The 26,376-nt window shown below is 31.7% G+C and carries 24 protein-coding genes; 17 read left to right on the forward strand and 7 right to left on the reverse strand.

What is annotated here, in order from left to right; all coding sequences use genetic code 11:
• Positions 1-3: 3 nt before the first annotated feature.
• Complete coding sequence (locus MBM09_RS13375; protein WP_238674222.1) at positions 4-1,644, forward strand: M1 family metallopeptidase; 1,641 nt, start codon at positions 4-6, stop codon at positions 1,642-1,644.
• 6 nt (positions 1,645-1,650) lie between these two features.
• On the forward strand, positions 1,651-2,223 hold the full coding sequence (locus MBM09_RS13380; RefSeq protein WP_238674223.1) for a YdeI family protein: 573 nt from the start codon (positions 1,651-1,653) through the stop codon (positions 2,221-2,223).
• A 1-nt stretch (position 2,224) separates the two neighbouring features.
• Here the strand turns inward: MBM09_RS13380 and MBM09_RS13385 are convergent, their stop codons facing one another.
• The 3 genes from MBM09_RS13385 to MBM09_RS13395 form a co-directional block, all read right to left on the reverse strand.
• Complete coding sequence (locus tag MBM09_RS13385; RefSeq protein ID WP_238674224.1) at positions 2,225-3,685, reverse strand: magnesium chelatase; 1,461 nt, start codon at positions 3,683-3,685, stop codon at positions 2,225-2,227.
• Positions 3,686-3,801: 116 nt separating this feature from the next.
• The gene (locus tag MBM09_RS13390; RefSeq protein WP_238674225.1) at positions 3,802-4,929 is read right to left on the reverse strand and encodes a VWA domain-containing protein; all 1,128 of its coding nucleotides are present in this window, start codon (positions 4,927-4,929) and stop codon (positions 3,802-3,804) included.
• 88 nt (positions 4,930-5,017) lie between these two features.
• Entirely contained in the window at positions 5,018-5,695 is a 678-nt protein-coding gene (locus MBM09_RS13395) for a Crp/Fnr family transcriptional regulator (protein ID WP_238674226.1), read from the reverse strand.
• Between the two features lie 107 nt (positions 5,696-5,802).
• Here MBM09_RS13395 and MBM09_RS13400 point away from each other — a divergent pair, with 107 nt between their 5' ends.
• From MBM09_RS13400 to MBM09_RS13455, 12 genes are all read left to right on the forward strand, one after another.
• Complete coding sequence (locus MBM09_RS13400; protein ID WP_238674227.1) at positions 5,803-8,178, forward strand: heavy metal translocating P-type ATPase metal-binding domain-containing protein; 2,376 nt, start codon at positions 5,803-5,805, stop codon at positions 8,176-8,178.
• A 181-nt stretch (positions 8,179-8,359) separates the two neighbouring features.
• Positions 8,360-8,545: a cbb3-type cytochrome oxidase assembly protein CcoS gene (gene ccoS / locus MBM09_RS13405; RefSeq protein WP_238674228.1), complete on the forward strand. Its 186-nt coding sequence runs from the start codon at positions 8,360-8,362 to the stop codon at positions 8,543-8,545.
• An 11-nt stretch (positions 8,546-8,556) separates the two neighbouring features.
• Complete coding sequence (gene ccoN, locus MBM09_RS13410) at positions 8,557-10,746, forward strand: cytochrome-c oxidase, cbb3-type subunit I (protein ID WP_238674229.1); 2,190 nt, start codon at positions 8,557-8,559, stop codon at positions 10,744-10,746.
• 20 nt (positions 10,747-10,766) lie between these two features.
• The gene (locus MBM09_RS13415) at positions 10,767-10,952 is read left to right on the forward strand and encodes a CcoQ/FixQ family Cbb3-type cytochrome c oxidase assembly chaperone (protein ID WP_238674230.1); all 186 of its coding nucleotides are present in this window, start codon (positions 10,767-10,769) and stop codon (positions 10,950-10,952) included.
• A complete protein-coding gene (locus MBM09_RS13420) occupies positions 10,949-11,893 on the forward strand; it encodes a cbb3-type cytochrome c oxidase N-terminal domain-containing protein (RefSeq protein ID WP_238674231.1) in 945 nt (314 codons plus the stop codon). Before MBM09_RS13415 ends, MBM09_RS13420 begins: the two co-directional genes overlap by 4 nt.
• Before the next feature lie 57 nt (positions 11,894-11,950).
• Positions 11,951-13,375: a cytochrome c oxidase accessory protein CcoG gene (gene ccoG, locus MBM09_RS13425; RefSeq protein WP_238674232.1), complete on the forward strand. Its 1,425-nt coding sequence runs from the start codon at positions 11,951-11,953 to the stop codon at positions 13,373-13,375.
• 233 nt (positions 13,376-13,608) lie between these two features.
• Positions 13,609-14,055, forward strand: coding sequence for a FixH family protein (locus MBM09_RS13430; RefSeq protein ID WP_238674233.1), 447 nt, complete (start codon positions 13,609-13,611; stop codon positions 14,053-14,055).
• Positions 14,056-14,057: 2 nt separating this feature from the next.
• Positions 14,058-14,759, forward strand: a complete 702-nt coding sequence (locus MBM09_RS13435) for a sulfite exporter TauE/SafE family protein (RefSeq protein WP_238674234.1) — start codon at positions 14,058-14,060, stop codon at positions 14,757-14,759.
• Between the two features lie 116 nt (positions 14,760-14,875).
• Positions 14,876-15,556, forward strand: coding sequence for a TetR/AcrR family transcriptional regulator (locus tag MBM09_RS13440; RefSeq protein ID WP_238674235.1), 681 nt, complete (start codon positions 14,876-14,878; stop codon positions 15,554-15,556).
• Positions 15,553-17,211: a peptidase domain-containing ABC transporter gene (locus MBM09_RS13445; protein ID WP_238674236.1), complete on the forward strand. Its 1,659-nt coding sequence runs from the start codon at positions 15,553-15,555 to the stop codon at positions 17,209-17,211. The genes MBM09_RS13440 and MBM09_RS13445 overlap by 4 nt, the downstream gene beginning before the upstream one ends.
• A gap of 7 nt (positions 17,212-17,218) precedes the next feature.
• Complete coding sequence (locus MBM09_RS13450) at positions 17,219-18,580, forward strand: HlyD family secretion protein (RefSeq protein WP_238674237.1); 1,362 nt, start codon at positions 17,219-17,221, stop codon at positions 18,578-18,580.
• Positions 18,577-19,971, forward strand: a complete 1,395-nt coding sequence (locus MBM09_RS13455) for a TolC family protein (protein WP_238674238.1) — start codon at positions 18,577-18,579, stop codon at positions 19,969-19,971. The genes MBM09_RS13450 and MBM09_RS13455 overlap by 4 nt, the downstream gene beginning before the upstream one ends.
• A 59-nt stretch (positions 19,972-20,030) precedes the next feature.
• On the opposite strand, the gene MBM09_RS13460 is transcribed toward MBM09_RS13455, so the two are convergent.
• The gene (locus MBM09_RS13460) at positions 20,031-20,864 is read right to left on the reverse strand and encodes a universal stress protein (RefSeq protein WP_238674239.1); all 834 of its coding nucleotides are present in this window, start codon (positions 20,862-20,864) and stop codon (positions 20,031-20,033) included.
• Positions 20,865-20,953: 89 nt separating this feature from the next.
• Positions 20,954-22,318, reverse strand: coding sequence for an oxygen-independent coproporphyrinogen III oxidase (gene hemN, locus MBM09_RS13465; RefSeq protein ID WP_238674240.1), 1,365 nt, complete (start codon positions 22,316-22,318; stop codon positions 20,954-20,956).
• A gap of 123 nt (positions 22,319-22,441) precedes the next feature.
• On the opposite strand from hemN, the gene MBM09_RS13470 reads away from it, so the two are divergent.
• Together MBM09_RS13470 and MBM09_RS13475 are read left to right on the forward strand one after the other, a co-directional pair.
• Positions 22,442-23,011 carry a superoxide dismutase family protein gene (locus MBM09_RS13470; protein WP_238674241.1) on the forward strand — a complete coding sequence of 190 codons (570 nt, stop codon included), beginning with the start codon at positions 22,442-22,444 and terminating at the stop codon, positions 23,009-23,011.
• A gap of 99 nt (positions 23,012-23,110) precedes the next feature.
• Positions 23,111-23,641 carry a CIA30 family protein gene (locus MBM09_RS13475; RefSeq protein WP_238674242.1) on the forward strand — a complete coding sequence of 177 codons (531 nt, stop codon included), beginning with the start codon at positions 23,111-23,113 and terminating at the stop codon, positions 23,639-23,641.
• A 3-nt stretch (positions 23,642-23,644) separates the two neighbouring features.
• Here MBM09_RS13475 and MBM09_RS13480 read toward each other — a convergent pair whose 3' ends face one another.
• Together MBM09_RS13480 and MBM09_RS13485 are read right to left on the reverse strand one after the other, a co-directional pair.
• Complete coding sequence (locus MBM09_RS13480; protein ID WP_238674243.1) at positions 23,645-24,685, reverse strand: RluA family pseudouridine synthase; 1,041 nt, start codon at positions 24,683-24,685, stop codon at positions 23,645-23,647.
• A 1-nt stretch (position 24,686) separates the two neighbouring features.
• The gene (locus tag MBM09_RS13485; RefSeq protein WP_238674244.1) at positions 24,687-25,244 is read right to left on the reverse strand and encodes a PASTA domain-containing protein; all 558 of its coding nucleotides are present in this window, start codon (positions 25,242-25,244) and stop codon (positions 24,687-24,689) included.
• A gap of 138 nt (positions 25,245-25,382) precedes the next feature.
• On the opposite strand from MBM09_RS13485, the gene MBM09_RS13490 reads away from it, so the two are divergent.
• Positions 25,383-26,357 (forward strand): D-alanine--D-alanine ligase, encoded by a 975-nt coding sequence (locus MBM09_RS13490; RefSeq protein ID WP_238674245.1) that lies wholly within the window; start codon positions 25,383-25,385, stop codon positions 26,355-26,357.
• Positions 26,358-26,376: the final 19 nt, after the last annotated feature.

A 26,376-nucleotide genomic window follows, 5' to 3' on the forward strand; every position in this document is an offset into this window, starting at 1 on the left:
AAAATGAAAAAAAACATATTACTATTTGGTCTCTTTATTGTCACTTTGTCTATAAATGCTCAAAGTTTACTTTCTGAAAAATCTAATTTCACTCATCAAGATACTTTAAGAGGAAGTATTACTCCAGAACGTGTTTGGTGGGACTTAACATATTACCATTTAGATATAAAAGTTAATCCAGAAGAAAAATTTATCTCAGGAAAAAACACGATTCAATACAAGGTATTAAAGAATGATTCTGTAATGCAAATTGATTTACAATCACCTTTAAAAATCACTAAAGTTGTTCAGAATGGAAAACAACTAGAAGTTAAAGATGATGGAAATGCGCATTTTATTAGTTTACAAGACAATCAAAATATAAATGACATAAATAGTATTGATGTATATTATGAAGGCCAACCAAGAGAAGCTGTTAATGCGCCTTGGGATGGAGGAATTTCTTGGAAAAAAGACAATAAAGGAAAACCTTTTATTGCTTCTTCATGTCAAGGCTTAGGAGCAAGTGTTTGGTGGCCATGTAAAGACCATATGTACGACGAAGTTGATAGTATGCTTATAAGTGTTAATGTACCATCAAAATTAATGAATGTTTCTAATGGTAGATTACGAAAAGTGGAACAAATTGGCGACACCAAAACTTATAGTTGGTTTGTAAAAAACCCAATAAATAATTATGGTGTTAATATTAATATTGGTGATTATGTAAACTTTTCAGAGATATATGATGGTATGGCTGGAAATTTAGATATGGATTACTATGTTTTAAGAGATAATCTTGAAAAAGCAAAAGAACATTTTAAAGATGCACCAAAAATGATGAAAGCTTTTGAGCATTGGTTTGGTCAATACCCATTCTATGCCGATAGCTTTAAACTAGTGGAAGTGCCTTATTTAGGAATGGAACATCAAAGTTCTGTTACTTATGGTAACCAATATAAAAAAGGATATTTAGGTCATGATTTATCAGGAACAGGCTGGGGTTTAAAGTTCGATTTCATTATTATTCATGAAGCAGGTCATGAATGGTTTGCTAATAATATTACTTATAAAGATATCGCAGACATGTGGATTCATGAAAGTTTTACTGCTTATTCTGAAAATTTGTTTTTAGATTATTACTTTGGAAAAGAAGCTTCTGCAGATTATGTTATTGGAACACGTAAAGCAATTCGCAATGACAAACCCATTATAGGACATTATAATGTAAACAATGAGGGTTCTGGAGACATGTATTATAAAGGCGCAAATATGCTACACACATTACGTCAACTTATTGAAGATGATGAAAAATGGCGTAAAATACTGCGCGGTTTAAATACAACATTTTACCATCAAACCGTTACCACACAACAAATTGAAGATTATATAAGAGAACAAACTGGTATTGATTTAACCGAATTTTTTAATCAGTATTTAAGAACAACTAAAATTCCAACATTAGAATATTCAATAATAGGAAAAGAGCTAAAATATCGTTGGACAAATATTGTCGATAAATTTGATATGCCTATACAGGTAACCATTGGCGAAAAAGAACAATGGTTATTTCCTAAAGCAGAATGGAAAAGTTTAGAATTAGATTCAAAAAACACTGACTTTTCTGTAGACAGGGATTTTTATGTTGAAGCAAAAAAAATATAACTATTCATGGAATTACCTGAGTTATATTTTAAAACTGATGAAACATGGCGAAAATGGTTGCATGAAAATCACAGAACTTCAAATGGTGTATATTTAATTTTTTATAAAGTCACCCACGAAAATGACAGTATGCGTTGGGAAGAAGCTGTAAAAGTAGCCTTGTGTTATGGTTGGATAGATTCAACTGTTAAAAGTTTGGGCAATGGAAAACGCCGGCAATACTTTACACCTAGAAATCCAAAAAGCGTTTGGAGTGCATTAAACAAAAGTTATATTGAAGAATTAATTGCTGAAAACTTAATGCATAAAAGCGGATTAAAAACCATTGAAATTGCTAAACAAAATGATAGTTGGACTGCTTTAGATAATGTTGAAAATGGTATTATTCCTGAAGATTTACAAATTGAATTTGACAACAACCCTGAAGCTTTTACAAACTATAATAGTTTTGCACCATCGTACAGAAAGAGCTATTTATATTGGTTAAACCAAGCTAAACGTGAAGCCACAAGAAAAAAGCGCATAACAGAAATTATTCAGTTATGCGCTAATAATATTAAAAGTAGAGGTAATTGGTAATTTAAATACCGCTTATAAAACTACCATATGGATCTTTAAACTGTATACCTTCAGAAAATCTGTATTTACTTAACAGTTTAAACTCTACTAATGCCCAAAGCACAAATTCTTTTACAAAATAACTATCTTGTTTTGTTAACTTAGGTTGATATTCGCCTAACAAATCATCTAGAGGAGAAATAGCATCTAGCATACTTTTATATTCCTTATCTCTTAAATCGTCTAATAATTCGAAACCATCTTTCTGGTTGAAAAACCAAGATACTATATCATCATAAGGGCTTTCAGCTTCTTGTTTTTGAAGTTTTTCAATCTTAGGGAAAAACTCTGTAAATAAACTTTTAACAGCTTCACCTATTAAATTATATGCTACTACTGCTGCTCCCTCCTGCTCACCTTCATAAACCAATTCTACCTTACCTGTTATAGCTGGAATTATACCTACAAAATCGCTTAAGCGTAACATAGTTATTTTATCACCAGACAAAAGCGCACGTCGTTCTGCAGTACTAAGTAAATTCTCTAAAGCTGTTATACTTAATCTAGCACTTACACCACTCTTAGCATCAATATATTCATTTTCTCGAGCTTCAAAAACAATTTGCTCTAACAAATCTCTAGCTAAATCTGGAACCATTACGGTTTGTTTTTGGCTTTCAACTAATCGTGCTTCTTGCTCGGTAATTAAACGTGCCGTTTCAATATCTACTGGATAATGAGTTAAAATTTGTGAGCCTATTCTATCTTTTAAAGGTGTAACGATGCTACCTCTATTAGTATAATCTTCTGGGTTTGCAGTAAATAAAAATTGAATATCTAAAGGCAACCTCAACTTAAAACCACGTATTTGTATATCGCCTTCTTGAAGAATATTAAATAAAGCCACCTGAATTCTGGCTTGTAAATCTGGCAACTCATTAATAACAAAAATGCACCTGTTTGCTCTTGGAATCATACCATAATGAATCACACGATCATCGGCATAACTCAATTTTAAATTGGCCGCTTTTATAGGATCTACATCACCAATAATATCTGCTACGGTAACATCTGGTGTTGCGAGTTTTTCGGCAAAACGTTCACTTCTATGTAACCAAAAAATAGGTGTATCATCACCTTTTTCTTTAATAAATTCTGTGGCATATCTTGAAATGGGTTTTAAAGGATCATCATTAATTTCAGAACCTTCAACCACTGGTATGTATTCATCCAACAAATTCAGCATCAAACGAGCTAAACGTGTTTTTGCTTGTCCTCTTAAACCTAAAAGGTTAATGTTATGTCTAGAAAGAATTGCACGTTCTAACTCTGGAATTACTGTGTTTTCATAACCATGAACACCTATAAAAGTGGTTTCCTTGTTCTTTATTTTTTGAATAAGATTATCTCGAAGTTCATCCTTTATAGATTTGGATTCATAACCTACTTTTTTTAATTCTCCTAATGTTGTTATATTTTTCATAAGCCTCTCCCTAACCCTCTCCATAGAAGAGGGAACTTTTGTGGGTAATATTTATTATTTCTTTTTTATAGTAATATGCTCTAACTCCTCCCTTTTGGGGAGGTTGGGTGGGGTTTCTACCCCTTTATTCTTTTTTTTCTGTTTGTTTCGTAATCTTCAAAAATCATTTCTCCTAAACCTTTAAGTCCGGTATAAAAAGCTTTTCCTTGATTTGCATAGGTAAACTCTCTTACAAATTGCATTAGGTAACTGTCTTTTGCAATCATAAAAGTGGTAATTGGTATGTGTAAACGTCTTGCTTGTTGTGCCATAGCATAACATTTATTCACAATATGCTTATCTAAACCGTTACTATTTTTATAATACTCGCCATCGGGTAACCGCAAACAACTTGGTTTCCCATCAGTAATCATAAAAATTTGCTTGTTAGTGTTTCGCTTGCGTCTTAACAAATCCATTGCTAATTGTAATCCAGCAACTGTATTAGTGTGATAAGGCCCTACTTTTAAATAGGGTAAATCTTTTATTTCTATTTGCCACGCATCGTTACCAAATACCAAAATATCTAAAGTATCTTTAGGATATCGGGTTGTTATTAATTCTGCCAATGCCATTGCTACTTTTTTGGCAGGTGTAATTCTATCTTCACCATATAAAATCATGCTATGGCTAATATCTATCATCAAAACAGTACTCATTTGCGATTTATGAAGCGTTTCTTCTACAACTAAATCGTCTTCAGATAAATTAAAATCTCCAATACCGTTATTAATTTGGGCATTTTTTAAGCTTTCGGTCATAGACACTTTATCTAGAGCATCTCCAAATTGATAAGCTCTAAAATCGCCAGTATGTTCATCTCCTAAACCTGGGCTTTTACTTTTATGATTTCCTTGTCCGCTACGTTTAATTTTTCCGAAAATATGGTCTAAAGCTTGTTGCCTAATGGCACGTTCTGTCTTTGCAGTAATAGCAAGAGAACCATTTCCATCTGGATCAATTTCTTCTTTTAAATACCCCTTCTTTTTTAGGTCTTCAATAAAATCATCAATAGTATAATCTGGAGTGGTGAGTTTATATTCTATATCTAATTCTCTTAACCAATCTATGGCTTCATCAAAATCTCCTGATGTATGGGTTATTAACTCTTTGAAAACCTCAAAAAGTTTATCGAATGGCGATTGGTAAGGTGCTTCGTATTTTTTAAATACAAAACCTTTCTTGTGAGTTTTATTGTTATTCATAGCTGCATAAAAATACTATATTTTTATACAACAAATACATACAAACAATTAGATTTATCTATGGCAGTAGAAGTAAATCAAATAAATACTACTCTACTCGTTTTAAACCTGATAGATCTTCAATTTTTATTTGTTTACCAATAGTAGATATTAGTCCCTCTTTTTTAAATTGAGATAGTACACGAATTGCAGACTCTGTTGCAGTACCAACAATATTTGCAAAATCTTCTCTAGATAGTAAAACGCTTAAAGTTCCATCTGGATTAGTTCCAAAACTATCATTAATATAGATTAAGGTTTCTGCTAAACGAGCTCGAACAGATTTTTGTGCCATATTCACAATAATATCGTCGGCGTCTCTTAAATCTTGAGCCATCTCTTTTAAAACATCAAATGAGAATTTTGGGTTTTTTTGAAGATCTGCCATGATTTCACTTTTTGGTATAAAACAAACTTCCATATCATTTAAAGCTACGGCTTGTAAATTTGAAGTTTCATCTGTAACCAACGACCTTTGACCTAACAATTGCCCTTTTACAACCATTTTTACTATTTGGTCTTTACCGTTTTCGCTTAGTTTAGATAGTTTGCAAATACCATCTTTTACACAATAAACACCATTTATAGTTTCACCTTCCTCAAAAATGACCTCGCCCTTTTTAATGATTTTAGATGTTTTACAACTCGAAACTCGCATCAATTCTTCTTTCGTTAAAGATTTAAGCGAATTGAATTGCTTAATAATACACTGTTCACACTTTGACATACCTGATAATTGAAAGTTTGGTAAAAATACGGAAAACATGACAATTATCATATTTAAAAAACATATGATTTTTCATTTTTGTTGCAGGTATAAATGAGCAAATAATAATGAGCAAAAACACATGCTTTCATTGTGGTTTAGATGCAACATCTACAAAAATCACTTTTGATGATAAATTATTTTGTTGTAACGGTTGTAAAACGGTTTACGAAATCTTTTCTGAAAACGACTTAACTTGCTATTACGATCTGCAACAAGCTCCAGGAGCTACACCTAAAGATATTGAGGGGAAATACAACTTTTTAGAAAACTCTAAAATTGTTGAGCAACTACTTGAATTTAATAATGATAACACCCAAATTATTACACTTTACATTCCGCATATACATTGTAGTTCGTGTATTTGGGTGTTAGAAAATTTAAATAAATTAAACCCCAATATAAGTGCTTCTGTAGTAAATTTTGGCAAAAAAACAGTTCGTGTAACTTACAGTACTGAAGGCTTTTCTTTAAAAGAATTAGTAGCATTATTAAGCAGTATTGGTTACGAACCTTTTATAAGTTTAGATGATTATAGTGTTGGTAAAAACAAAATTAATAGGTCTTTAATTTACAAATTAGGTGTCGCTGGATTTGCTTTTGGAAATGTGATGTTTTTATCATTTCCTGAATATTTTCAAGTAGGCGAATTTTGGTTAGAACAATACAAACATCTGTTTAGATGGCTTATGTTTTTATTCTCATTACCAGTAGTATTCTATTCGGCTCAAGATTACTTTATTTCTGCATTTAAAGGTTTACGCTCTAAAATGCTGAATATTGATGTACCAATCGCTTTAGGTATTATTGTTTTATTTATACGAAGTTCTGCCGAAATTATTTTAAATATTGGTTCTGGTTTTTTTGACAGCTTAACAGGGTTGATTTTCTTTTTATTGCTTGGGAAATTTTTTCAACAAAAAACATACACTTTTTTATCTTTTGAGCGCGATTATAAATCGTATTTCCCCATTGGAATTACCAAAATAACCTCTGAAGGCAATGAAGAATCCATTCAAGTTTATGATATTGAAAAAGGTGATAGACTTTTAATTAGAAATGAAGAACTTATTCCTGTTGATTGCATTTTAATTAACGGTAATGCTCGTATTGATTATAGTTTTGTTACAGGCGAATCTAAAATCGTTTCAAAACAATCTGGCGATAAACTTTTTGCCGGCGGAAAACAATTAGATGGCAGTATTGAAGTTGATGTTTTAAAATCGGTAGAGCAAAGCTACCTAACACAACTTTGGAGTAATGATGTCTTTAAAAAAGATAAAGCATTAGCCTTTACAAATATTACCAATAGCATTAGTAAAAACTTCACTATTGCAGTTTTATCAATTGCTTTTTTAGCAACAAGCTATTGGCTGTTTGTAGATTCAAGTAAAGCTTTAAATGTATTTACATCGGTATTAATTATTGCTTGCCCATGCGCTATTGCTCTTTCTGCTCCTTTTACTTTCGGAAATATTTTAAGGATTCTTGGAAAGAAAAAATTCTATTTAAAAAATGCTTCAGTTATTGAACAATTAGCCAAAATAAACACCATAATTTTTGATAAAACAGGTACAATAACTGCAAATAAAGAAACTCATATAGATTATGAAGGTTTGCAACTATCTGAAGCTGAAGAAGCTTTACTTAAAAGCACATTAAGAGGTTCTAACCATCCATTAAGCAGATCATTATATAATTTATTAAACCAGCATGAGATTTTAACTCTAGATACTTACGAAGAGCATTTAGGTCAAGGTATTGAAGCTAAATACCAAGACCAAAATATTAAAGTGGGTTCTGCTCCTTTTGTGGGTTATAAAACAGATACAGCTACCTTAAATACAACTGTACACATAAGCACAAACAACACCTACAAAGGTAAATTCACCTTTTACAATAAATACAGAAAAGGTTTAGCACAACTTTTTAACACACTAAAAAAAGAATATGATTTAGCTATTATTTCTGGAGATAATGCAGGTGAAAAAGAAAACCTGACAAAATTATTACCAACAAAAACCAAGTTACTTTTTAACCAAAAACCGGAGGACAAACTAGAATATATAAAATATCATCAAAGCGAAGGTGCCAATGTTTTAATGATTGGTGATGGTTTAAATGATGCCGGTGCTTTAGCACAAAGTAATGTTGGTATTGCTATTTCTGAAAACGTGAATGTATTTTCTCCTGCTTGTGATGCTATTTTAGATGCCTCGAAATTCAATCAATTATATAAATATATTAGGATTTCAAAATCGGCTATAAAGATTATTAAGTGGAGCTTTTTACTGTCGTTTATCTATAATGTTATTGGACTTTATTTTGCTGTTACCGGACAATTAGCACCTGTAATTGCAGCTATTTTAATGCCATTAAGCTCTATTAGCATTGTAGTATTTACAACTATTTGCACAAATATATTAGGTAGAAAATTAGAATGACAATTTAGTGAATAACTGCGTTAGGGATTGTAGTGACATCCTTTTTTGAGGAACGAAAAAAAGATATATCGAAAAACCCGACCCTTGGGTAACGCCCAAATATTTAAAATGAATAATATGACAAATGTCATTTTTTTACAGAAACGATGAAACTACTTTTGACCCGTAACTTCAAATAGGTATGAGTGTTATATACATTTTATTAGCAATTAGCATTATTGTGGCCATTGGTTTTTTTATAGCCTTTATTGTGGCCGTAAAAAAAGGACAGTATGATGATAGTTATACGCCTTCCGTTAGAATGTTATTTGAAGACGAACTCGTAAAAGAAAAATCCAATAAGAAAATACTAACCAAAAAAGATTAACAACTAAAATTATGGAAATACAACAATTTCATTACGATAATAAAATCGTTAAAAACTTTCTTTATGCTACCATGCTTTGGGGAGTTGTTGGAATGTTGGTAGGTTTACTGCTAGCTTTCTTATTCATATTCCCAGATATGAAATACTTAAGTGGTGTTTCATGGTTAAGCTTTGGTAGATTACGCCCATTGCATACCAACGCTGTAATTTTTGCTTTTGTAGGTAACGCCATTTTTGCTGGTGTTTACTACTCTACACAGCGTTTACTTAAGGCAAGAATGTTTAGCGATGCCTTAAGTAAAATTAACTTTTGGGGATGGCAACTCATTATAGTTGGTGCAGCCATAACATTACCATTAGGTTATACAACTTCAAAAGAATATGCCGAATTAGAATGGCCTTTTGACATTGCTATTGCAGTTATTTGGGTAGTTTTTGGTTGGAATTTAATTGGTACCATTTTAAAACGAAGACAACGCCATTTATATGTTGCTATTTGGTTTTACTTAGCTACGTTTGTTACGGTTGCTGTACTTCATATTTTTAACAGTTTAGAATTACCTGTTAGTGCATTAAAAAGTTATTCGGTTTATGCTGGTGTACAAGATGCTTTAGTACAATGGTGGTACGGTCACAACGCTGTAGCGTTCTTTTTAACCACACCGTTTTTAGGCTTGATGTACTATTTTGTACCAAAAGCAGCCAATAGACCTGTGTATTCGTACAGGCTTTCTATAGTTCACTTCTGGTCGTTAATATTTATTTACATCTGGGCAGGACCTCATCACCTTTTATATACCGCTTTACCAGAATGGGCACAAAACTTAGGTGTTGCATTCTCAGTAATGTTATTAATGCCATCTTGGGGTGGTATGATAAACGGACTTTTAACACTTCGTGGAGCATGGGATAAAGTTAGAACAGACCCTGTTTTAAAATTTATGGTCGTAGCTATTACAGGTTACGGTATGGCAACTTTTGAAGGTCCTACATTATCATTAAAAAATGTAAACGCTATTGCGCATTTTACCGACTGGATTATTGCCCACGTACACGTTGGTGCTTTAGCATGGAACGGTTTCTTAACCTTTGGTATGATTTATTTCTTGGTTCCAAAATTATTTAAAACCAAATTATATTCTTTAGGATTAGCAAATCTGCATTTCTGGATAGGTACATTAGGTATAATAATGTATGCTTTACCAATGTATGTAGCTGGATTTACCCAAGCTAGTATGTGGAAACAATTTAATCCTGATGGCACCTTAACTTACGGAAATTTTTTAGAAACCGTTACTGAAATCATGCCAATGTACTGGATGCGTGCTATTGGTGGTACCTTATTTATTACTGGTATGTTAATCATGATTTACAATGTTATTGTAACCATAAAACAAGGTAGTAAAGTTGAAGATGATTTAGCTGAAGCTCCTGCTCTAGAACGCGTTACTAAAAAACGTACTTCCGGTGAAGGATGGCACACTTGGTTAGAGCGTAGACCAATACAATTAACCATTTTGGCAACAGTAGCTATTTTAATTGGTGGTATTGTACAAATTGTACCTACCATTATGGTAAAATCAAATATTCCAACTATAGCAAGTGTACAACCTTATTCGCCTCTAGAATTAGAAGGTAGAGATATATACATACGTGAAGGTTGTGTGGGTTGTCATTCACAAATGATACGTCCGTTTAGAAGTGAAGTAGAACGCTATGGTGAATATTCTAAAGCTGGTGAATATGTTTACGATCATCCATTCCTTTGGGGAAGTAAACGTACCGGTCCAGATTTACATAGAATTGGAGGAAAATATTCAGATAATTGGCATTTCAACCACATGTACGACCCACAAAGTACCTCATCTGGTTCTATTATGCCACGTTATCCTTGGTTAATTAAAAATGAGTTAAACAAATCTGATATTGAAGCTAAAATGGAAGCTATGGTAGCCTTGGGTGTTCCGTATTCTGAAGAAGATATTGCAAATGCTCAAGCCAATATGTTAGAACAAGGTAGTAGAATTGAAGAAAATCTATATAGCGACCCAGACTTTGTCACTGCTTATGAAGCAGATAAAAAATATGCTGTCGAAAACGGTGAAGAATTTGTAGAAATGAAAAATCGAGAAATTGTTGCTGTTATAGCTTATTTACAACGTTTAGGTACAGACATTCATGTAGAAACAGCTCAAAATTAACCCTCAAAAAAACTATAATTATGTTAAAATTTGTAAAAAATCATATGGAGAGCATTACTGGGGTAGAAATATACCCAATCATTTCTTTGCTCATCTTTTTTATCTTTTTTGTAGTATTATTTTGGTGGGTTTTTACAGCTAAAAAAGACTATATAAAAAAAGTTAGCAACCTTCCTTTAGACAACCAAAACAACGATATATTATGAGAAATTCTGTTCCATCTTGGGTAAGAGTACCCATTGCATTCTTTATCATTTTTGGAGCTGTAGAGTATTTTATAGACTCTGGCGATAAACCAGCGTTTGTTGAATATCCTGCTGTATTATTATTTCTCCTTTTAGTCTTATTAATTCTTATAGCTATAGAAGGTATTGTTAGGGCTTTAGAAAATATAATGCTATACAAATTAGATGATGAAGCTAAGGCTCGATTTTTAGCTGAAAAAGAAAGTAAATACAAGTTTACTTGGTTAAAAAACACCTATAAAAAACTTGTTGGTTCAAAACCCATTGAAGAAGAAGGTGAAATTATTTTAGACCATAATTACGATGGTATAAAAGAGCTTGATAACAATTTACCGCCTTGGTGGTTATATGGGTTTTACATTTCTATAATTTTTGCTGCAGTATACTTATTAAGATTTCATGTATTTAATGGCGCAAACCAATTTGATGAACTTGAAACCGAATTGGCAGATGCTCGTTTAGCTGTTGAAGAATATAAAAAAACAGCTAAGAATTTAGTTGATGTTAATACGGTTACACAACTTACCGAAGCCGCAGATTTAACCTCAGGTAAAACTATTTTTGAAACCAACTGTGTGGCTTGTCATATGGCAGATGGTGGCGGAGGTATTGGCCCAAACTTAACGGATAATCATTGGATTTTAGGTGGCGATATAAAAAGTGTTTTTAAAACGGTGTCTGAAGGAGGTCGATCTGGAAAAGGTATGATTTCCTGGAAACAACAATTAAAACCTTTGGAAATGGCACAAGTAGCTAGTTATGTTTTAACATTTCAAGGTACAACACCTGCTAATCCTAAAGCTCCTGAAGGCGATATTTGGGAGACAGATGTTATTGAAAATAACACCACAGAAGACGTTGAAATAGAAACAAAAGTAGATTCAACAGAAATTGCTAACTAAACTAAACCCAAACCTGTCGGGTGTTTTTAACATCCGGCAGGTTTAAATTAAAAAGTTTTGGAAACCCCAGCAAACGAAACATTTAGAGATACTATAGGAACGGTTACCGAAGAAGGTAAACGCGCGTGGGTATTTCCTAAAAAACCTAGTGGTAAATTCTATGAATATAGAAAATGGGTTAGTTATGGGTTATTAGCATTTTTATTTTTATCTCCATTTATAAAAATAAACGGCAATCAATTTTTAATGTTCAATGTATTAGAACGTCGTTTTAATATTTTCGGGTTTCCGTTTTGGCCTCAAGACTTTCATCTATTTGTTATTTCCATGATTATTGGCGTAGTATTTATTACGCTTTTCACAGTAGCTTTTGGACGACTATTTTGCGGTTGGATTTGTCCGCAAACCATTTTTATGGAAATGGTTTTCAGACGTATTGAATATTGGATAGAAGGCGACCGCGGAAAACAAATACGGCTATCTAAACAACCTTGGAATGCTGAAAAGATTAGAAAAAAAGGCTTAAAACTGATTATATTTCTATTTATTTCATTTTTAATAGCCAATGTTTTTTTAGCCTATTTAATTGGTGGCGATAAACTTATTCAATATATCACTGATGGTCCTTTAAACCATATAAACACTTTAATTCCTCTAATAATTTTCACTGCCGTGTTTTACTTTGTATTTGCATGGTTTAGAGAACAAGTTTGCGTTATCGCATGTCCTTATGGTAGATTACAGGGTGTTTTATTAGACACAAAATCTATAGTAGTTGCTTACGACCATAAACGTGGTGAAGGCGAAAATGGAAGAAAGAAATTTAGAAAAAATGAAGATAGAAGCGCTTTAGGACATGGCGATTGTATTGATTGTTTTCAGTGTGTACATGTATGCCCAACTGGAATAGATATTAGAAACGGTACACAACTAGAATGTGTTAACTGTACTGCTTGTATAGATGAGTGCGACCACATTATGGAAAGCATTAATTTACCAAAAGGATTAATACGCTATGCCAGTGAAGAGAATATAGAAAAGAAAACACCTTTTAAACTAACTGCAAGAATGAAAGGCTACATATCTGTTCTTGTTATTTTAATTGGTTTATTAACAGGCATGCTGTTTTTAAGAAACGATATTGAAGCTAATGTTTTAAGATTACCTGGGCAGTTATACGAACATAAAGACAACAACATTATAAGTAACGTATTTACTTATAAATTGGTAAATAAAACCACAAAAAATATTGAAGATGTAAGCTTCAAATTATTGTCTCATAAAGGCACTTTAAAACTGGTTGCTACTAGCGATAGTTTTATTGTTCCAGAGCAAGGTATAGCAAAAGGCACGCTATTTATAGAGATTAATAATTCAGCTTTAAGTGGCGATAGAAATAAAATTAAAATTGGGGTTTATCAAGGTGATAAACTTATAGAAACTACTACGGCTAATTTTTTAGGCCCAAGAAGTTATAGATAGAAACTTGAAGTTGGAAGCTCGAAGCTTGAAGCAAGAGGTTGAAGTTGTTATTTGGAATTTGAAAATTAAACGAAAATAGAAATTGAAAATAGGCACACCGCATTAGGGATTGAAGCGATATCCTTTTTATGTCAGTTCGAGTAATGCTTTACATTGTATCGAGAACAAATAAAAAGATATAGCGGAAAGCCCGACCCGAGGAACGAGGGTAATGCCATAAAAAAAATAAGAATATGAAAATTAATTGGGGAACCGGAATAGTACTAGCTTTTATAGGCTTTATAAGCTTTATTATGTATTTCATTATTACTATGAATATAGATGACAAATACAATCATGATTTGGTTGCAGAGGATTATTATGCTGAAGAATTAGCGTACCAAAACGATATTAACAAACTTAAAAACTCGAATCTTTTAAGTGAAAATATAACTTACAAACATATAACCGAGGGACTGGTTATTTACTTTCCTAGTAATGTTGATTTTAAAAAAATTACTGGAAATGTGTTCCTATACAGGCCATCTAACAAACAACTAGACTTTGAAACTGCTATTTCATTGTCTAAACCACATTTGCTCATACCTGACAATCGTTTGGTGGATGGCCGTTGGAACATAAAAATTGATTGGCAATATAAAGGACAATCGTATTTATACAAAGAAACAATACATTATTAAATATGCTAATTTCTGCATTTGTTTTAGGTTTATTGGGTAGTTTTCATTGCATGGGCATGTGTGGCCCTATTGCATTTATGCTTCCTGTAGACAGAACAAATGGATATAAAAAGCTATCACAAATTACCATTTACCACATTGGCAGACTTTTGGCTTATAGTATTATTGGTTTAATTTTTGGTCTTATAGGTAAGAGTTTATATTTATTTGGGTTTCAGCAGCAGCTTTCAATAATTATTGGGGTTTTAATGATTATTGTTGTCTTAATTCCGCAACGTATTTTTAATAACTACAACTTTTCTAAGCCTATATATAAGGTTATTTCTAAAATAAAATCGGCTTTAGGGAAAGCGCTAAAGAAAAAAACAGCAGATACCTTTTTAACTATTGGCTTTCTAAATGGGTTTTTACCTTGTGGTTTGGTTTATATGGCTGTTTTTGCAGCTATTGCCAGTGGCAATGCCTTAAATGGAAGTTTATATATGGCTGTTTTTGGATTAGGCACTATACCTTTAATGACAACAGCTATTTATTTTAGTCAATTTTTAAAAGGCACTGCCAGACAAAAAATACAAAAAGCCATTCCTATTTTTGTTATACTTATCGGTGCTTTATTTATTCTTCGAGGGTTAGGTTTGGGTATTCCTTACCTCTCTCCTGCTCCAGTACTAGATATGGTTTCCAGTAGTGTAGATTGCCACTAATATCTTTATTTAAAATTCTAACTATAGATTTTTTTGATTGAAAATTGATAAAATCAATAGTTTTATTTTCTTTTTTAATAGTATTACTATTATATTTGCGTATAAATTTATTAAAAATGAAAAATTTACTATCAAATTTAAAGATTGCTGTTCCAGAAAAAATATTTGTTAAAGACCCTGAGTCATCAACATTAGGAAAGCGCATCATTGAACATAGTATTGTTTTAATAAATGATATTGGTTTTGATGCTTTCACATTTAAAAAGTTAGGAGTGTTAATTGGTTCTAACGAAAGTTCTATATACAGATATTTTGAAAGCAAACATAAGCTCCTTCTGTATCTATCATCATGGTATTGGGGTTGGATTGAGTATCAATTAGTTATTGAAACACATAGCATTTCAGATAAAAAGGAGAAGCTTAATAAAGCTATAGAAATAGTTTCAAGAACAACTAAAGTAGATTCTACATTTTCCCATATCAATGAAATATTACTGAATCAAATTATTATTAATGAAAACTCAAAATCATTTTTAACTAAAGAGGTCGATCAAGAAAACAAAGAAGGCTATTTCATTATATACAAACGTGTGGTGCATCGACTTAGGGATATGATAAGTGACGTTAACTCCAAATACAAATACCCTTCTAGTTTAGCTAGTACAATAATTGAAGGAAGTTTGCATCAGCACTTTTTAAGAGATCATTTTAAATCCATAACTGACTGCAAATCTGCATCTACACCTACTAATTTTTTTATCAATTTAGCACAAAACACTTTAAACTATAGCTTATGATTACACCAAAAATGTCTCCTTGGCAACGTTTTATTGGTTTATTAGAGTTAGAGAAAAGAGATATATTTCAAATTTTTTATTACGCTATTTTTTCTGGTGTTGTAGCACTCTCATTACCTTTAGGTATTCAAGCTATTATTAACTTAATACAAGGCGCTCAGGTCTCTACATCCTGGATTGTTTTGGTTATTCTGGTAACTGTTGGGGTTATGTTCTCTGGGGCATTACAACTGATGCAATTACGAATTATAGAAACCATACAGCAGCGTATTTTTACACGTTCTTCATTTGAATTAAGTTATCGTTTTCCAAAAATAAAAATGGCTGAATTACGTAATTTTTATCCGCCAGAATTAGCAAATCGCTTTTTTGATACTTTAATTATTCAAAAAGGTCTTTCAAAAATATTAATTGATGTGCCTGCGGCTATTCTGCAAATATTGTTTGCATTAATTTTGTTGTCTTTTTATCACCCATTCTTTATCATATTTGGTTTGTTATTACTCGTTCTTATTTATGTCGTATTCAAATTCACTGCAAAAAAAGGGTTAGAAACAAGTTTAAAAGAATCAAAAAACAAATACAAAGTTGCACACTGGATTCAAGAAGTAGCAAGAACTGTGGTAAGTTTTAAACTATCTGGCAATACCAGTTTAGCGCTTAACAAAAATGACCATTTAGTTAGCGAATATTTGATTTCAAGAGAAAATCATTTTAAAATTTTAATGATTCAATTCATTCAAATGATAAGCTTCAAAGTTGTGGTAACAGCAAGTTTGCTACTTATTGGTGGTGCGCTTGTTTTAAACCAAGAAATGAATATTGGACAATTTGTAGCTGCAGAAATTATTATCTTATTAGTTATTGCTTCTGTAGAAAAATTAATTATTGGCTTAGGTTCGTTTTACGATGTTTTAACTTCAATTGAAAAACTGGGGCAAATTGTTGACAAAGATTTAGAAGATCAAGAAGGAGAAAAACCAACGTTTAATGGTGATTTAGATATTGAGTTAGATAATGTTTCTTACAATGTTCCTGATAGAGAAAAACCCATAATAAATAATATTTCGCTTAATATAAACATTAAAAGCAGAATTTTAATTTTAGGTGAAAGTGGAGCGGGCAAATCAACTCTTCTACGTTTAATTTCTGGTGTAAATCAGCCTTCATCTGGTTACATATACATAAACAATAGGTCTCTTAATGGCTTAAATCTAAATTATTATCGTGCACAATTAGGGCTGTCTTTAACTGAAGAAACTCCTTTTGAAGGATCTATAAAAGAAAACTTAACTTTTGGAAATTCTGAAATTACAGATGATGAAATTTTTGAGATACTTGATAAGGTTGGACTCATGGACTTCATAAAAGAACAGCCTAATGGCTTAAAAACTATTTTATATCCTGATGGAAAACAAATGTCGCATACGGTTTCTAAAAAAATCATATTAGCTAGAGCCATTTTAAAGAAACCTAAACTTATCATATTAGAAGATGCTTTAGACCGATTTAACCCATCTGAAACTAACTCAATAATTAACTTTTTAACTCACAAAGACAGACCTTGGGCACTAATTGTTGTGAGCGGTAACGATAGCTGGAAAAATAGATGCACACAAATTATTCAGTTAGACAAAGGAGAAATTAAAAAATAAACGAATTATGCTAAACATATCTCATAATCAGTTAAATAAAAAAATTTCACTTGACAATTATAAATCTGGAAAAGATATTTTCAATAAAGATTATTATAAATTGTTTAATAAGTTTTTGCTTGCTGCGGCTATAATTCTATTAATAATACTTTTTTTACCGTGGACACAAAATATAACTGGACAAGGATTAGTAACAACTTTAAAACCCAATCAGCGTCCGCAAACTATTCAATCACAAATTCCGGGTAGAATTGAAGAGTGGTTTGTTCAAGAAGGCGATTTTGTTCAAGAAGGTGATACCATTTTAAGAATTTCTGAAATTAAAAGTGAATACTTTGATGATAAATTGGTAGAGCGTACTAATGATCAAATTCAGGCTAAATCTTCATCTGTTATAGCCTATGAATCTAAAGTTAATGCACTTAACAGACAAATAAGTGCATTAAAAGAAGAACAAAAATTAAAGTTAGAACAAACTAGAAATAAACTTATGCAATCGCAATTAAAGGTAAAAAGCGATAGCATTGATTTAGAAGCTGCTAAAACAAATCTAAAGATTGCTGAAACTCAATTTAATCGAATACAAACCTTGCAAGAAGAAGGCTTAAAAGCCATGAAAGATGTTGAAGAAAAACGTTTGAAGTTGCAAGAAAATCAAGCTAAACTTATTTCTCAAGAAAATAAATATTTAGCCAGCAAAAATGAGGTTATTAATGCCAGAATAGAGTTATCTAGAACCAATGCTGCTTTTGCTGATAAAATTTCTAAAGCGCAAAGCGATATGTTTACGGCTCAATCCAGTGGTTTTGACACAAAAGCTCAAGTTACTAAACTTGAAAATGCATATACCAATTACAAAAAACGAAATAGTTTACTTTATGTTACTGCTCCACAAAGTGGTTATATTAACAAAGCGCTTACTGGAGGTATCGGAATTACTTTTAAAGAAGGCGAAAAGCTTGTTGGTATCATGCCAGCAAAATATGATTTAGCAGTAGAAACCTATGTAAAACCTATAGATTTACCGCTTTTACATGTTGGCGAAAAAGTTCGAGTACAGTTTGATGGATGGCCTGCTATAGTGTTTAGCGGTTGGCCAAATGTAAGTTATGGCACTTATGGAGCTAAGGTAGTAGCTATCGAAAACTTTATAAGCACCAATGGTAAATACAGGGTTTTATTAGCTCCGGATGAAACGGATCATAACTGGCCAGAAGCTATACGAGTAGGTTCTGGTGCACGTACCATTGCGCTTTTAGAAGATGTTCCTATTTGGTTTGAGTTATGGCGACAAATTAACAGTTTCCCGCCAAATTATTATCAACCTGAAGGCAGTAAGGAATCAGATTCAAAAAAATCAAAAAAATGAGGTTCATTCTACTAAATATAGTATTGTTAATAAGCTTTATAGCTAGCGCTCAAGATGGTACTTCTGTAATTAGCTTATCGGAATATTTAGGGTATGTAAAAACATTTCATCCTGTAGTTAAACAAGCTAATTTAATAGTAAACGAAAGCGAAGCTAAACTTATGAAAGCTCGAGGTGCTTTTGACCCTAAATTAGAAGTTGATTACGACAGAAAAACATTTAAAAGCACAGAATATTACGATAAACTCAATGCGGCTTTTAAAATACCAACTTGGTATGGTATTGAATTAAAAGGAAATTTTGAAGAAAATGTAGGTGAATTTTTAAACCCTGAAGCAACTATTCCAGAGGATGGTTTATACAGTGTTGGTGTTTCTGTTTCTGTAGCCCGAGGCTTACTGATAAACAAGCGTATGGCGATGCTAAAACAATCTAAAATGTTTGTAAAGCAAGCTCAAGCAGATAGGCAACTACAAGTAAACAATATACTTTATGATGCTACTCTAACTTATTTTAATTGGTTAAAAACTTATAATGAAAAACGTGTTTATGAAGATTTTTTAGACAATGCTAAAATACGCTTTGATGGTATTAAAAAAAGTTATGTAGTTGGTGAAATGCCTGCAATTGACACTCTTGAAGCTAGAATTGCATTGAATAACAGAAAGTTAAATTTAGAAAAGGCTAGAATTAAGTTTGTAAAATCCTCATTAGAATTATCTAACTATTTGTGGTTGAATGAAAATACGCCTATAGAAATTAGAGATAATGTTATTCCTGATGTAAATACATTACAATCTATAGATGGTGTTTTAAAAACCTCTCAACTAAATATTGAAAATTTAGATTTAAATAATCACCCAAAACTGCAATCATTAGACTATAAATTACAGCGTTTAAACATAGAAAAACGTTTAAAAATCAATAATCTGTTACCACAAATTGATTTGCAATATAATTTCTTATCACAAACACCAGAGATATCCAGATCGTTTAGTACATCGGCTTATAAAAGTGGATTAAATATTAGTTTTCCTTTGTTTTTAAGAAAGGAACGAGGCGATTTAAAATTAGCTAAACTTAAAATGCAGGATACACAGCTTGAAATTCAAACTACAAAAGTGACGCTTAAAAACAAAATTGACGCTATAAATCAAGAATTAGAATCCTTTATAACACAAAATGAATACACAAGAGTTATAGTTAACGATTATAATACTATGCTTAAAGCAGAAGAACGAAAATTCTTTTTAGGAGAAAGTTCTTTATTTTTAGTAAATTCAAGGGAATCTAAATTGATAGACGCCAAATTAAAAGCTATTGAATTAGAAAATAACTTTTTTAATACTAAGGCTGGTTTATTCAATATTTTGGCTGTCTCTATTCTATAAAAAAAGGAGCTGTTAGAATTAACAGCTCCTCTTCTTTAATCTACCACCTTTTTAAGTCATCAAATCTTAAATGTCATAACTGGTAAGGTGGCATGATTTGCCACATCTTCTCCTATACTTCCTGTAAAAAAATGTGCTAATCCTTTTTTTCCGTGGGTTGGTATAGCAATAATATCTGCTCCAACTTTTAAGGAAAAGTTTAAAATACCATCTTCAACGGTGTAATCAGATACGTAGTGTACATCTTTCATTTTATCTAAATTACCTTCTGCCTTGGTAAAAAAGTTAGCCACTTGTTTTTCAATTTGTGCCGAACTTTTAAAACGTTCATTAGGTAAATTCACATAAACGAAATACATTTTAGAGTTTATTTTATCAAACATTTTAACAGCGTTCTTGTAAGGTTTAATTGCTTCTTCAGAAAAATCACAAGCAAAAACTACTGTTTCAAAATTTATGTCTGTTACTTTATTTTTTACAACCAAAACTGGGATTTCAGAATGTCTTACTACACGCTCTGTATTAGAGCCTACAAAAAACTCTTTAACTCCGCTAGCACCATGAGAACCCATAACAATAAGGTCTGCATTATGCTTTTTAGCCACCTCATCAACTTCGCTAAATACTTTAAAATGCTTAATGATTGGCGTTACTTTTACACCTTCTAAATAATCTTTCTTCAAAAACTCTTCAAATTTTTGTTCAGATAATTTGATGAAAAAAGTTGCTTTTTCATATTGAAGTCCGTCTGATGCTGTTAACATCAAATCAGACATCTCTAACATATGTAATGCTAAAACCTCAGAGTTGTATTGCTTTGCAAGTTTAACTGCGGTTTTTAAAGCATATTCTGAGTGCTCAGAAAAATCTATAGGTACAATAATTTTTTTCATGATTTCTTAGTTTTTAGATTCCTTTTTTATTTTTAGAATGTTAAGTTCAACGATTTGGTTCTTTTTCAAATCTAAGAATTATTTTTCAATTACACTGTCATCGAAAACAAACGGGTATTTGGTTGTTTCCGTTGTAATAATAAATCAAAAGCCATACAAATGTTTCTTACAAAAGGTTGACCTTTAGTGGTTACCTCAATACTATTTGAATAAATTTTGACTAAACCATCCTTTTCCATCTCCTTTAAACGAATTAAAGTATCTGGAAGCTCTTTAAAATATAAATTATCTATAGTCCAATTTGTTTTAAACTTGCACATTAAGTTTAAAATATGCTTTCTAATAATTAAATCTTCTTCATTTAAGATATGCCCTCTATAAACAGGAATTACATTATTATTCACTAAATGAAGATACTCTTCAATTCCTTTTACGTTTTGAGCAAATCCGTACCAACTATCACTTATAGATGATACACCTAAGCCTATCATAGCTTGAGTTTTTGAAGCTGTATAACCCATAAAATTTCTGTGTAATTCTTCAGAAACCATGGATTTGTATAGTGAATCTGTTTTTAATGCAAAATGATCCATTCCTATTTCGTGGTAGCCAACCTCAGCGAGTAGTTGTTTACCTAGTTCATATTGTTGTCTTTTTAATTCTGCCGAAGGCAAATCTTTTTCATCAAAACCTCGTTGTCCGTTACCTTTAATCCAAGGCACATGTGCGTAACTGTAAAATGCCAATCTATCTGGAAGTAACTTTTTTGTTTTTAAAATAGTTTCTTTTACATGGTCTAATGTTTGAAAAGGCAAACCAAAAATTATATCGTGTCCAACAGAGGTATAACCTACTTCTCTGGCTACTTCAGTAGCTTTTTTAACATGTTCAAAAGGCTGAATTCTATGTATAGCTTTTTGAACTGTTCCATTATAATCCTGCACACCGTAGCTTACCCGCCTAAACCCAACATTGTATAAAGCTTGTAAATGTTCTCGAGTGGTATTGTTAGGGTGCCCTTCAAAACTAAACTCATAATTATTAGCAAGTTTAGAGTCTTTTAAAATACCTTTAATGAGTCGCGTTAAATTGTCTGGACTAAAAAAAGTTGGAGTGCCACCACCAAGATGTAATTCTTTAATTATTGGTTTTTCATCAAACAACTTAAGATATAAACCCCACTCTTTTAACACAGCATTTATATAAGGGCTTTCTACTTGATGTTGTTTTGTTATGCGCTTATTACAACCACAAAACGTGCACAAACTTTCACAATATGGTAAATGAATATAAATACTAATCCCTTCTTTTTGATTACTTTCTTTATAGGATTTAATTAATGATGATTTCCATTTTTTTGAAGAAAATGTGTCATCATTCCAATACGGAACCGTAGGATAGCTTGTATACCTAGGTCCAGCAATATTATATTTATTTACTAATAAACTTGACATATTAAATAATTATATATCAAAAGTAATTGAATATGACTTTTAAAAATATGATTTATGTCATACCAAATATTTGCAATTGACTACTTAAACTCTTAACTTTCGAATAATTAAAACACTTAATAAATGAAAAGAATAAGTTATTTAGTAATTGCATTAACATTATGTATTACTGCTTGTAAAAAAGATAAAAAAGAAACTAAAGTTGTAGATACCGAAACGTCTAAAACCGTTGAAGTTACAACAAAAAAAGTTAAAATTGTATTGAATGCTAAAAGTGACAGCAACGTAAGTGGAAATGTGGTTTTTACTGAAGAAGATGGAAAAGTAAGTATGACTGCTATTATTAGCGGTTTAGAACCAGGAGAACATGCTATTCATTTACATGCTTCATCTGATTGTTCTTCTGCAGACGGAACATCTGCAGGCGGACACTGGAATCCTACAGCGCAACAACATGGTAAATGGGGTGACGAAGCAGGTTTTCATAAAGGCGATATTGGTAATTTTACTGCCGATGAAAACGGAAATGGAACCATTACATTTTCTACAGACGAATGGTGTATTGGCTGTGGCGATGATACTAAAGATATTTTAGGAAAAAGTGTAATTGTTCATGCTGGAACAGATGATTTTACTTCTCAGCCATCTGGTGCTGCCGGTGCCCGAGTAAGTTGTGCAGGTATTATTGAATAATTTTTTAAATTCAAAATAAACAATAAAGCTACTGTTAAACAGTAGCTTTATTGTTTAAGGTTTAATTCTTTTTGACAAGACTTCAAAATAAAAACATTAATGAAAACAATAGTTTTATTTATATCATTAACCATACTTCAAACATCTATGACAATTTTTAATTTTAAAACACAAAGTGATATTACTAATTGGAACATTGTAGACGATGTTGTTATGGGTGGTCGCTCTAATGGAACTTTTTCAATTAATAAAGAAGGGTTTGGAATTTTTGAAGGCACAGTGTCTTTAGAAAACAATGGTGGTTTCTCTATGGTTCAATATAAGTTTAACACTAAAAATGTTAATAGTTTTTCTAAAGTTTATATAAAGTTAAAAGGCGATGGAAAAACTTATCAATTCAGAGTTAAATCAAAAAATAGCGACAAACACTCTTATGTTTTTTCGTTTGAAACCAATAATAATTGGCAAACAATTGAAATTCCTTTTAACAAGTTGTATCCGGCCTTTCGAGGTAGAACGTTAGATATTGAAAACTATTCAGGTGAACAAATGGAAATGATTGCTTTTTTAATTGGTAACAAAAAAGCTGAGTCTTTTAAATTAGAAATTGAAAGTATTAAACTCGAATAAATATTAATTCTCTTGGTGCTTAGAATACGTTCTCCATTTCTCAATGCACTGTTGCATATCTTCAGGAACAGGCGTTTCAAATCGCATAAACTCTCCTGTTTTCGGGTGCTTGAATCCTAAAGTTTTGGCATGTAAAGCTTGTCTTGGTAATACTTTAAAACAATTATCTACAAACTGTTTATACTTTGTAAATGTTGTGCCTTTTAACACTTTGTCTCCGCCATAACGTTCATCATTAAAAAGTGTATGCCCAATATGTTTCATATGAACACGAATTTGGTGTGTACGCCCTGTTTCTAACTTACAAGAAACTAAAGTAACATAACCTAAACGTTCTAAAACTTTATAATGAGTAATTGCAGGTTTACCCTTATCAGCTTCATCGCCTAAAAAAACAGTATTTTGTAATCTATTTTTAGGATGTCTACCAATATTACCTTCAACTGTACCTTCATCTTCTTCAACATTTCCCCAAACAATAGCTACATATTCCCGTTCACTTGTTTTTTCTGCAAACTGTAATGATAAATGCGCCATAGCTTGTTCGGTTTTTGCAACTACTAAAAGTCCGCTTGTATCCTTATCTATTCTATGAACCAATCCCGGACGCTCACTAGAATTGTTTGGCAAATTATCGAATCGATATATCAATGCGTTAATAAGTGTTCCTGAGTAATTTCCATGACCTGGATGCACAACCATACCTGCAGGTTTGTTCACAACCAAAAGTGAATCATCTTCATAAACTACATCTATATCAATATCTTCACCAACTAATAGATTTTCGTGTGGTGGATGTGTAAACAATACGCGAATACTATCGTTAGGCTTAACTTTGTAATTGGATTTTACTGGAACTCCATTTACATGAATGCTTCCATTTTTTGCGGCAGTTTGAATTTTGTTTCGTGTAGCATTTTCAACAAAATTCATTAAATATTTATCTATCCGAAGTGGTGTTTGCCCTTTTTCTACAGTAAAAGCATAGTGCTCGTAAAGATCGTTATCTTCTTCGTCTGGTAATTGCGGTGTATAATCTTCCATTTTAAGGTCTGTTACCATTACCTAACACCAAATCTATAACAGAAGTTTTTGGTAGTTTATCTCCAGATTTAATGGTTTTCCCTTTATGAGTTAGCTTTAAAACCATGTCTTTACCCAAGTTATCTACATAAGTTATTTTTCCCACTTTAAAACCTAAGGCCTCAAGCGTTGGTTTTACTTGTCTGAAAGTTTTATCAATCAAGCCATCTGGAACTCTAATTTTTCTATACCCTGAAGGGTTTAGCGTTATATATATTTTCCTGTTTTCCTTTACTTTTGCACCAGCTAATGGTTCTTGCTCTATAACAGAAAACTTTGGGTAATCTGGATTATAATTAGCAGAATCCTGAATTTGCATCACTAAATTATTCTCTTCTAATTCTATTTCTGCCACACTAATAGATTTTCCTTTTAAGTCTGGAACGGTTTCAAATTCACCATGGTTAGTAGATATTTTTATCCCCTGTAATGCAATTAAACACAATACAACTAGCGCTGCTACTGCCAATAAAATTTGTTTTAATAAAGTTTTACTGGTAAGAAATTTTACTATACTCATTTATAGAATTTTCATTTAGGCAAATATATAAAAACAGAACTGTTTTTTCTTTTGCGATTTATATGATATTTTAGCTTAACTAATAATAGATACGTTTTATTGTTAGTTTTAGACGGATACTAAATTATTTCTGCATCAATGAAAAAAAATATTGCTATCATCATGGGAGGATATTCAAGTGAATATCAAATCTCTTTAAAAAGTGGAAACGTGGTTTATGACACCCTTGATTCTTTAAAATACAACCCTTATCGCATTCATATTTTTAAAGACAAATGGGTTTACGTTGATGCTAATGATGCTGAATATCCTATTGATAAAAATGATTTTTCGGTAATAGTAAATAATTCAAAAATAATTTTCGATTGTGTTTTTAATGCCATTCATGGTTCTCCAGGTGAAGACGGTTTTATGCAAGCCTATTTTAAATTGTTAAATATCCCGCAAACCAGTTGCGATATGTATCAAGCAAGTTTAACTTTTAACAAACGAGATTGTTTAAGTGTTTTAAAACCATATGGAATAAAAACTGCTGAATCATATTATTTAAATCTTGGTGATGATATAAATGAAGATGAAATTATAACCAAAGTTGGTTTACCTTGTTTTGTAAAAGCCAATAAAGCTGGAAGTAGTTTTGGTGTAACCAAAGTACATAAAAAAGAAGATTTAAATAATGCCATTAATGTAGCTTTTAAAGAAGATGATGAGATTATAATTGAGTCTTTTTTAGATGGAACCGAAGTTTCTGTAGGCGTTATAACCTACAAAGGAAAAACCAAAGTATTACCCATTACAGAAATTGTTAGTGAAAATGACTTTTTTGATTATGAAGCAAAATACTTAGGTAAATCTCAAGAAATAACTCCTGCCAGATTAACTAAAGAGCAAGAAAACAAAGTTAATTCGGTTGCTAAAAAAGTATATGAAGTTTTAAAAATGAAAGGATTCTCCAGAAGTGAGTTCATTTTTAAAGATGGTGAACCTCATTTATTGGAAATGAATACTGTACCTGGATTAACGCGGGAAAGTATTTTACCACAACAAGCTGCTGCTGCTGGTATAAGTATGAGTGAGTTGTTTGATAATGCTATTGAAGAAGCTTTGAAATAATTTATGCTTATATTTAACC

This window comes from Flaviramulus sp. BrNp1-15, from assembly GCF_022259695.1.
Taxonomy (GTDB): Bacteria; Bacteroidota; Bacteroidia; order Flavobacteriales; family Flavobacteriaceae; genus BrNp1-15.

Excerpts from the sequence above, each read along its gene's own strand:
- MBM09_RS13375 (WP_238674222.1), top strand. The coding sequence starts at position 4 with ATGAAAAAAAACATATTACTATTTGGTCTCTTTATTGTCACTTTGTCT.
- MBM09_RS13380 (WP_238674223.1), top strand. The coding sequence starts at position 1,651 with ATGGAATTACCTGAGTTATATTTTAAAACTGATGAAACATGGCGAAAA.
- MBM09_RS13385 (WP_238674224.1), bottom strand. The coding sequence starts at position 3,685 with ATGAAAAATATAACAACATTAGGAGAATTAAAAAAAGTAGGTTATGAA.
- MBM09_RS13390 (WP_238674225.1), bottom strand. The coding sequence starts at position 4,929 with ATGAATAACAATAAAACTCACAAGAAAGGTTTTGTATTTAAAAAATAC.
- MBM09_RS13395 (WP_238674226.1), bottom strand. The coding sequence starts at position 5,695 with ATGTCAAAGTGTGAACAGTGTATTATTAAGCAATTCAATTCGCTTAAA.
- MBM09_RS13400 (WP_238674227.1), top strand. The coding sequence starts at position 5,803 with ATGAGCAAAAACACATGCTTTCATTGTGGTTTAGATGCAACATCTACA.
- ccoS (WP_238674228.1), top strand. The coding sequence starts at position 8,360 with ATGAGTGTTATATACATTTTATTAGCAATTAGCATTATTGTGGCCATT.
- ccoN (WP_238674229.1), top strand. The coding sequence starts at position 8,557 with ATGGAAATACAACAATTTCATTACGATAATAAAATCGTTAAAAACTTT.
- MBM09_RS13415 (WP_238674230.1), top strand. The coding sequence starts at position 10,767 with ATGTTAAAATTTGTAAAAAATCATATGGAGAGCATTACTGGGGTAGAA.
- MBM09_RS13420 (WP_238674231.1), top strand. The coding sequence starts at position 10,949 with ATGAGAAATTCTGTTCCATCTTGGGTAAGAGTACCCATTGCATTCTTT.
- MBM09_RS13430 (WP_238674233.1), top strand. The coding sequence starts at position 13,609 with ATGAAAATTAATTGGGGAACCGGAATAGTACTAGCTTTTATAGGCTTT.
- MBM09_RS13435 (WP_238674234.1), top strand. The coding sequence starts at position 14,058 with ATGCTAATTTCTGCATTTGTTTTAGGTTTATTGGGTAGTTTTCATTGC.
- MBM09_RS13440 (WP_238674235.1), top strand. The coding sequence starts at position 14,876 with ATGAAAAATTTACTATCAAATTTAAAGATTGCTGTTCCAGAAAAAATA.
- MBM09_RS13445 (WP_238674236.1), top strand. The coding sequence starts at position 15,553 with ATGATTACACCAAAAATGTCTCCTTGGCAACGTTTTATTGGTTTATTA.
- MBM09_RS13450 (WP_238674237.1), top strand. The coding sequence starts at position 17,219 with ATGCTAAACATATCTCATAATCAGTTAAATAAAAAAATTTCACTTGAC.
- MBM09_RS13455 (WP_238674238.1), top strand. The coding sequence starts at position 18,577 with ATGAGGTTCATTCTACTAAATATAGTATTGTTAATAAGCTTTATAGCT.
- MBM09_RS13460 (WP_238674239.1), bottom strand. The coding sequence starts at position 20,864 with ATGAAAAAAATTATTGTACCTATAGATTTTTCTGAGCACTCAGAATAT.
- hemN (WP_238674240.1), bottom strand. The coding sequence starts at position 22,318 with ATGTCAAGTTTATTAGTAAATAAATATAATATTGCTGGACCTAGGTAT.
- MBM09_RS13470 (WP_238674241.1), top strand. The coding sequence starts at position 22,442 with ATGAAAAGAATAAGTTATTTAGTAATTGCATTAACATTATGTATTACT.
- MBM09_RS13475 (WP_238674242.1), top strand. The coding sequence starts at position 23,111 with ATGAAAACAATAGTTTTATTTATATCATTAACCATACTTCAAACATCT.
- MBM09_RS13480 (WP_238674243.1), bottom strand. The coding sequence starts at position 24,685 with ATGGAAGATTATACACCGCAATTACCAGACGAAGAAGATAACGATCTT.
- MBM09_RS13485 (WP_238674244.1), bottom strand. The coding sequence starts at position 25,244 with ATGAGTATAGTAAAATTTCTTACCAGTAAAACTTTATTAAAACAAATT.
- MBM09_RS13490 (WP_238674245.1), top strand. The coding sequence starts at position 25,383 with ATGAAAAAAAATATTGCTATCATCATGGGAGGATATTCAAGTGAATAT.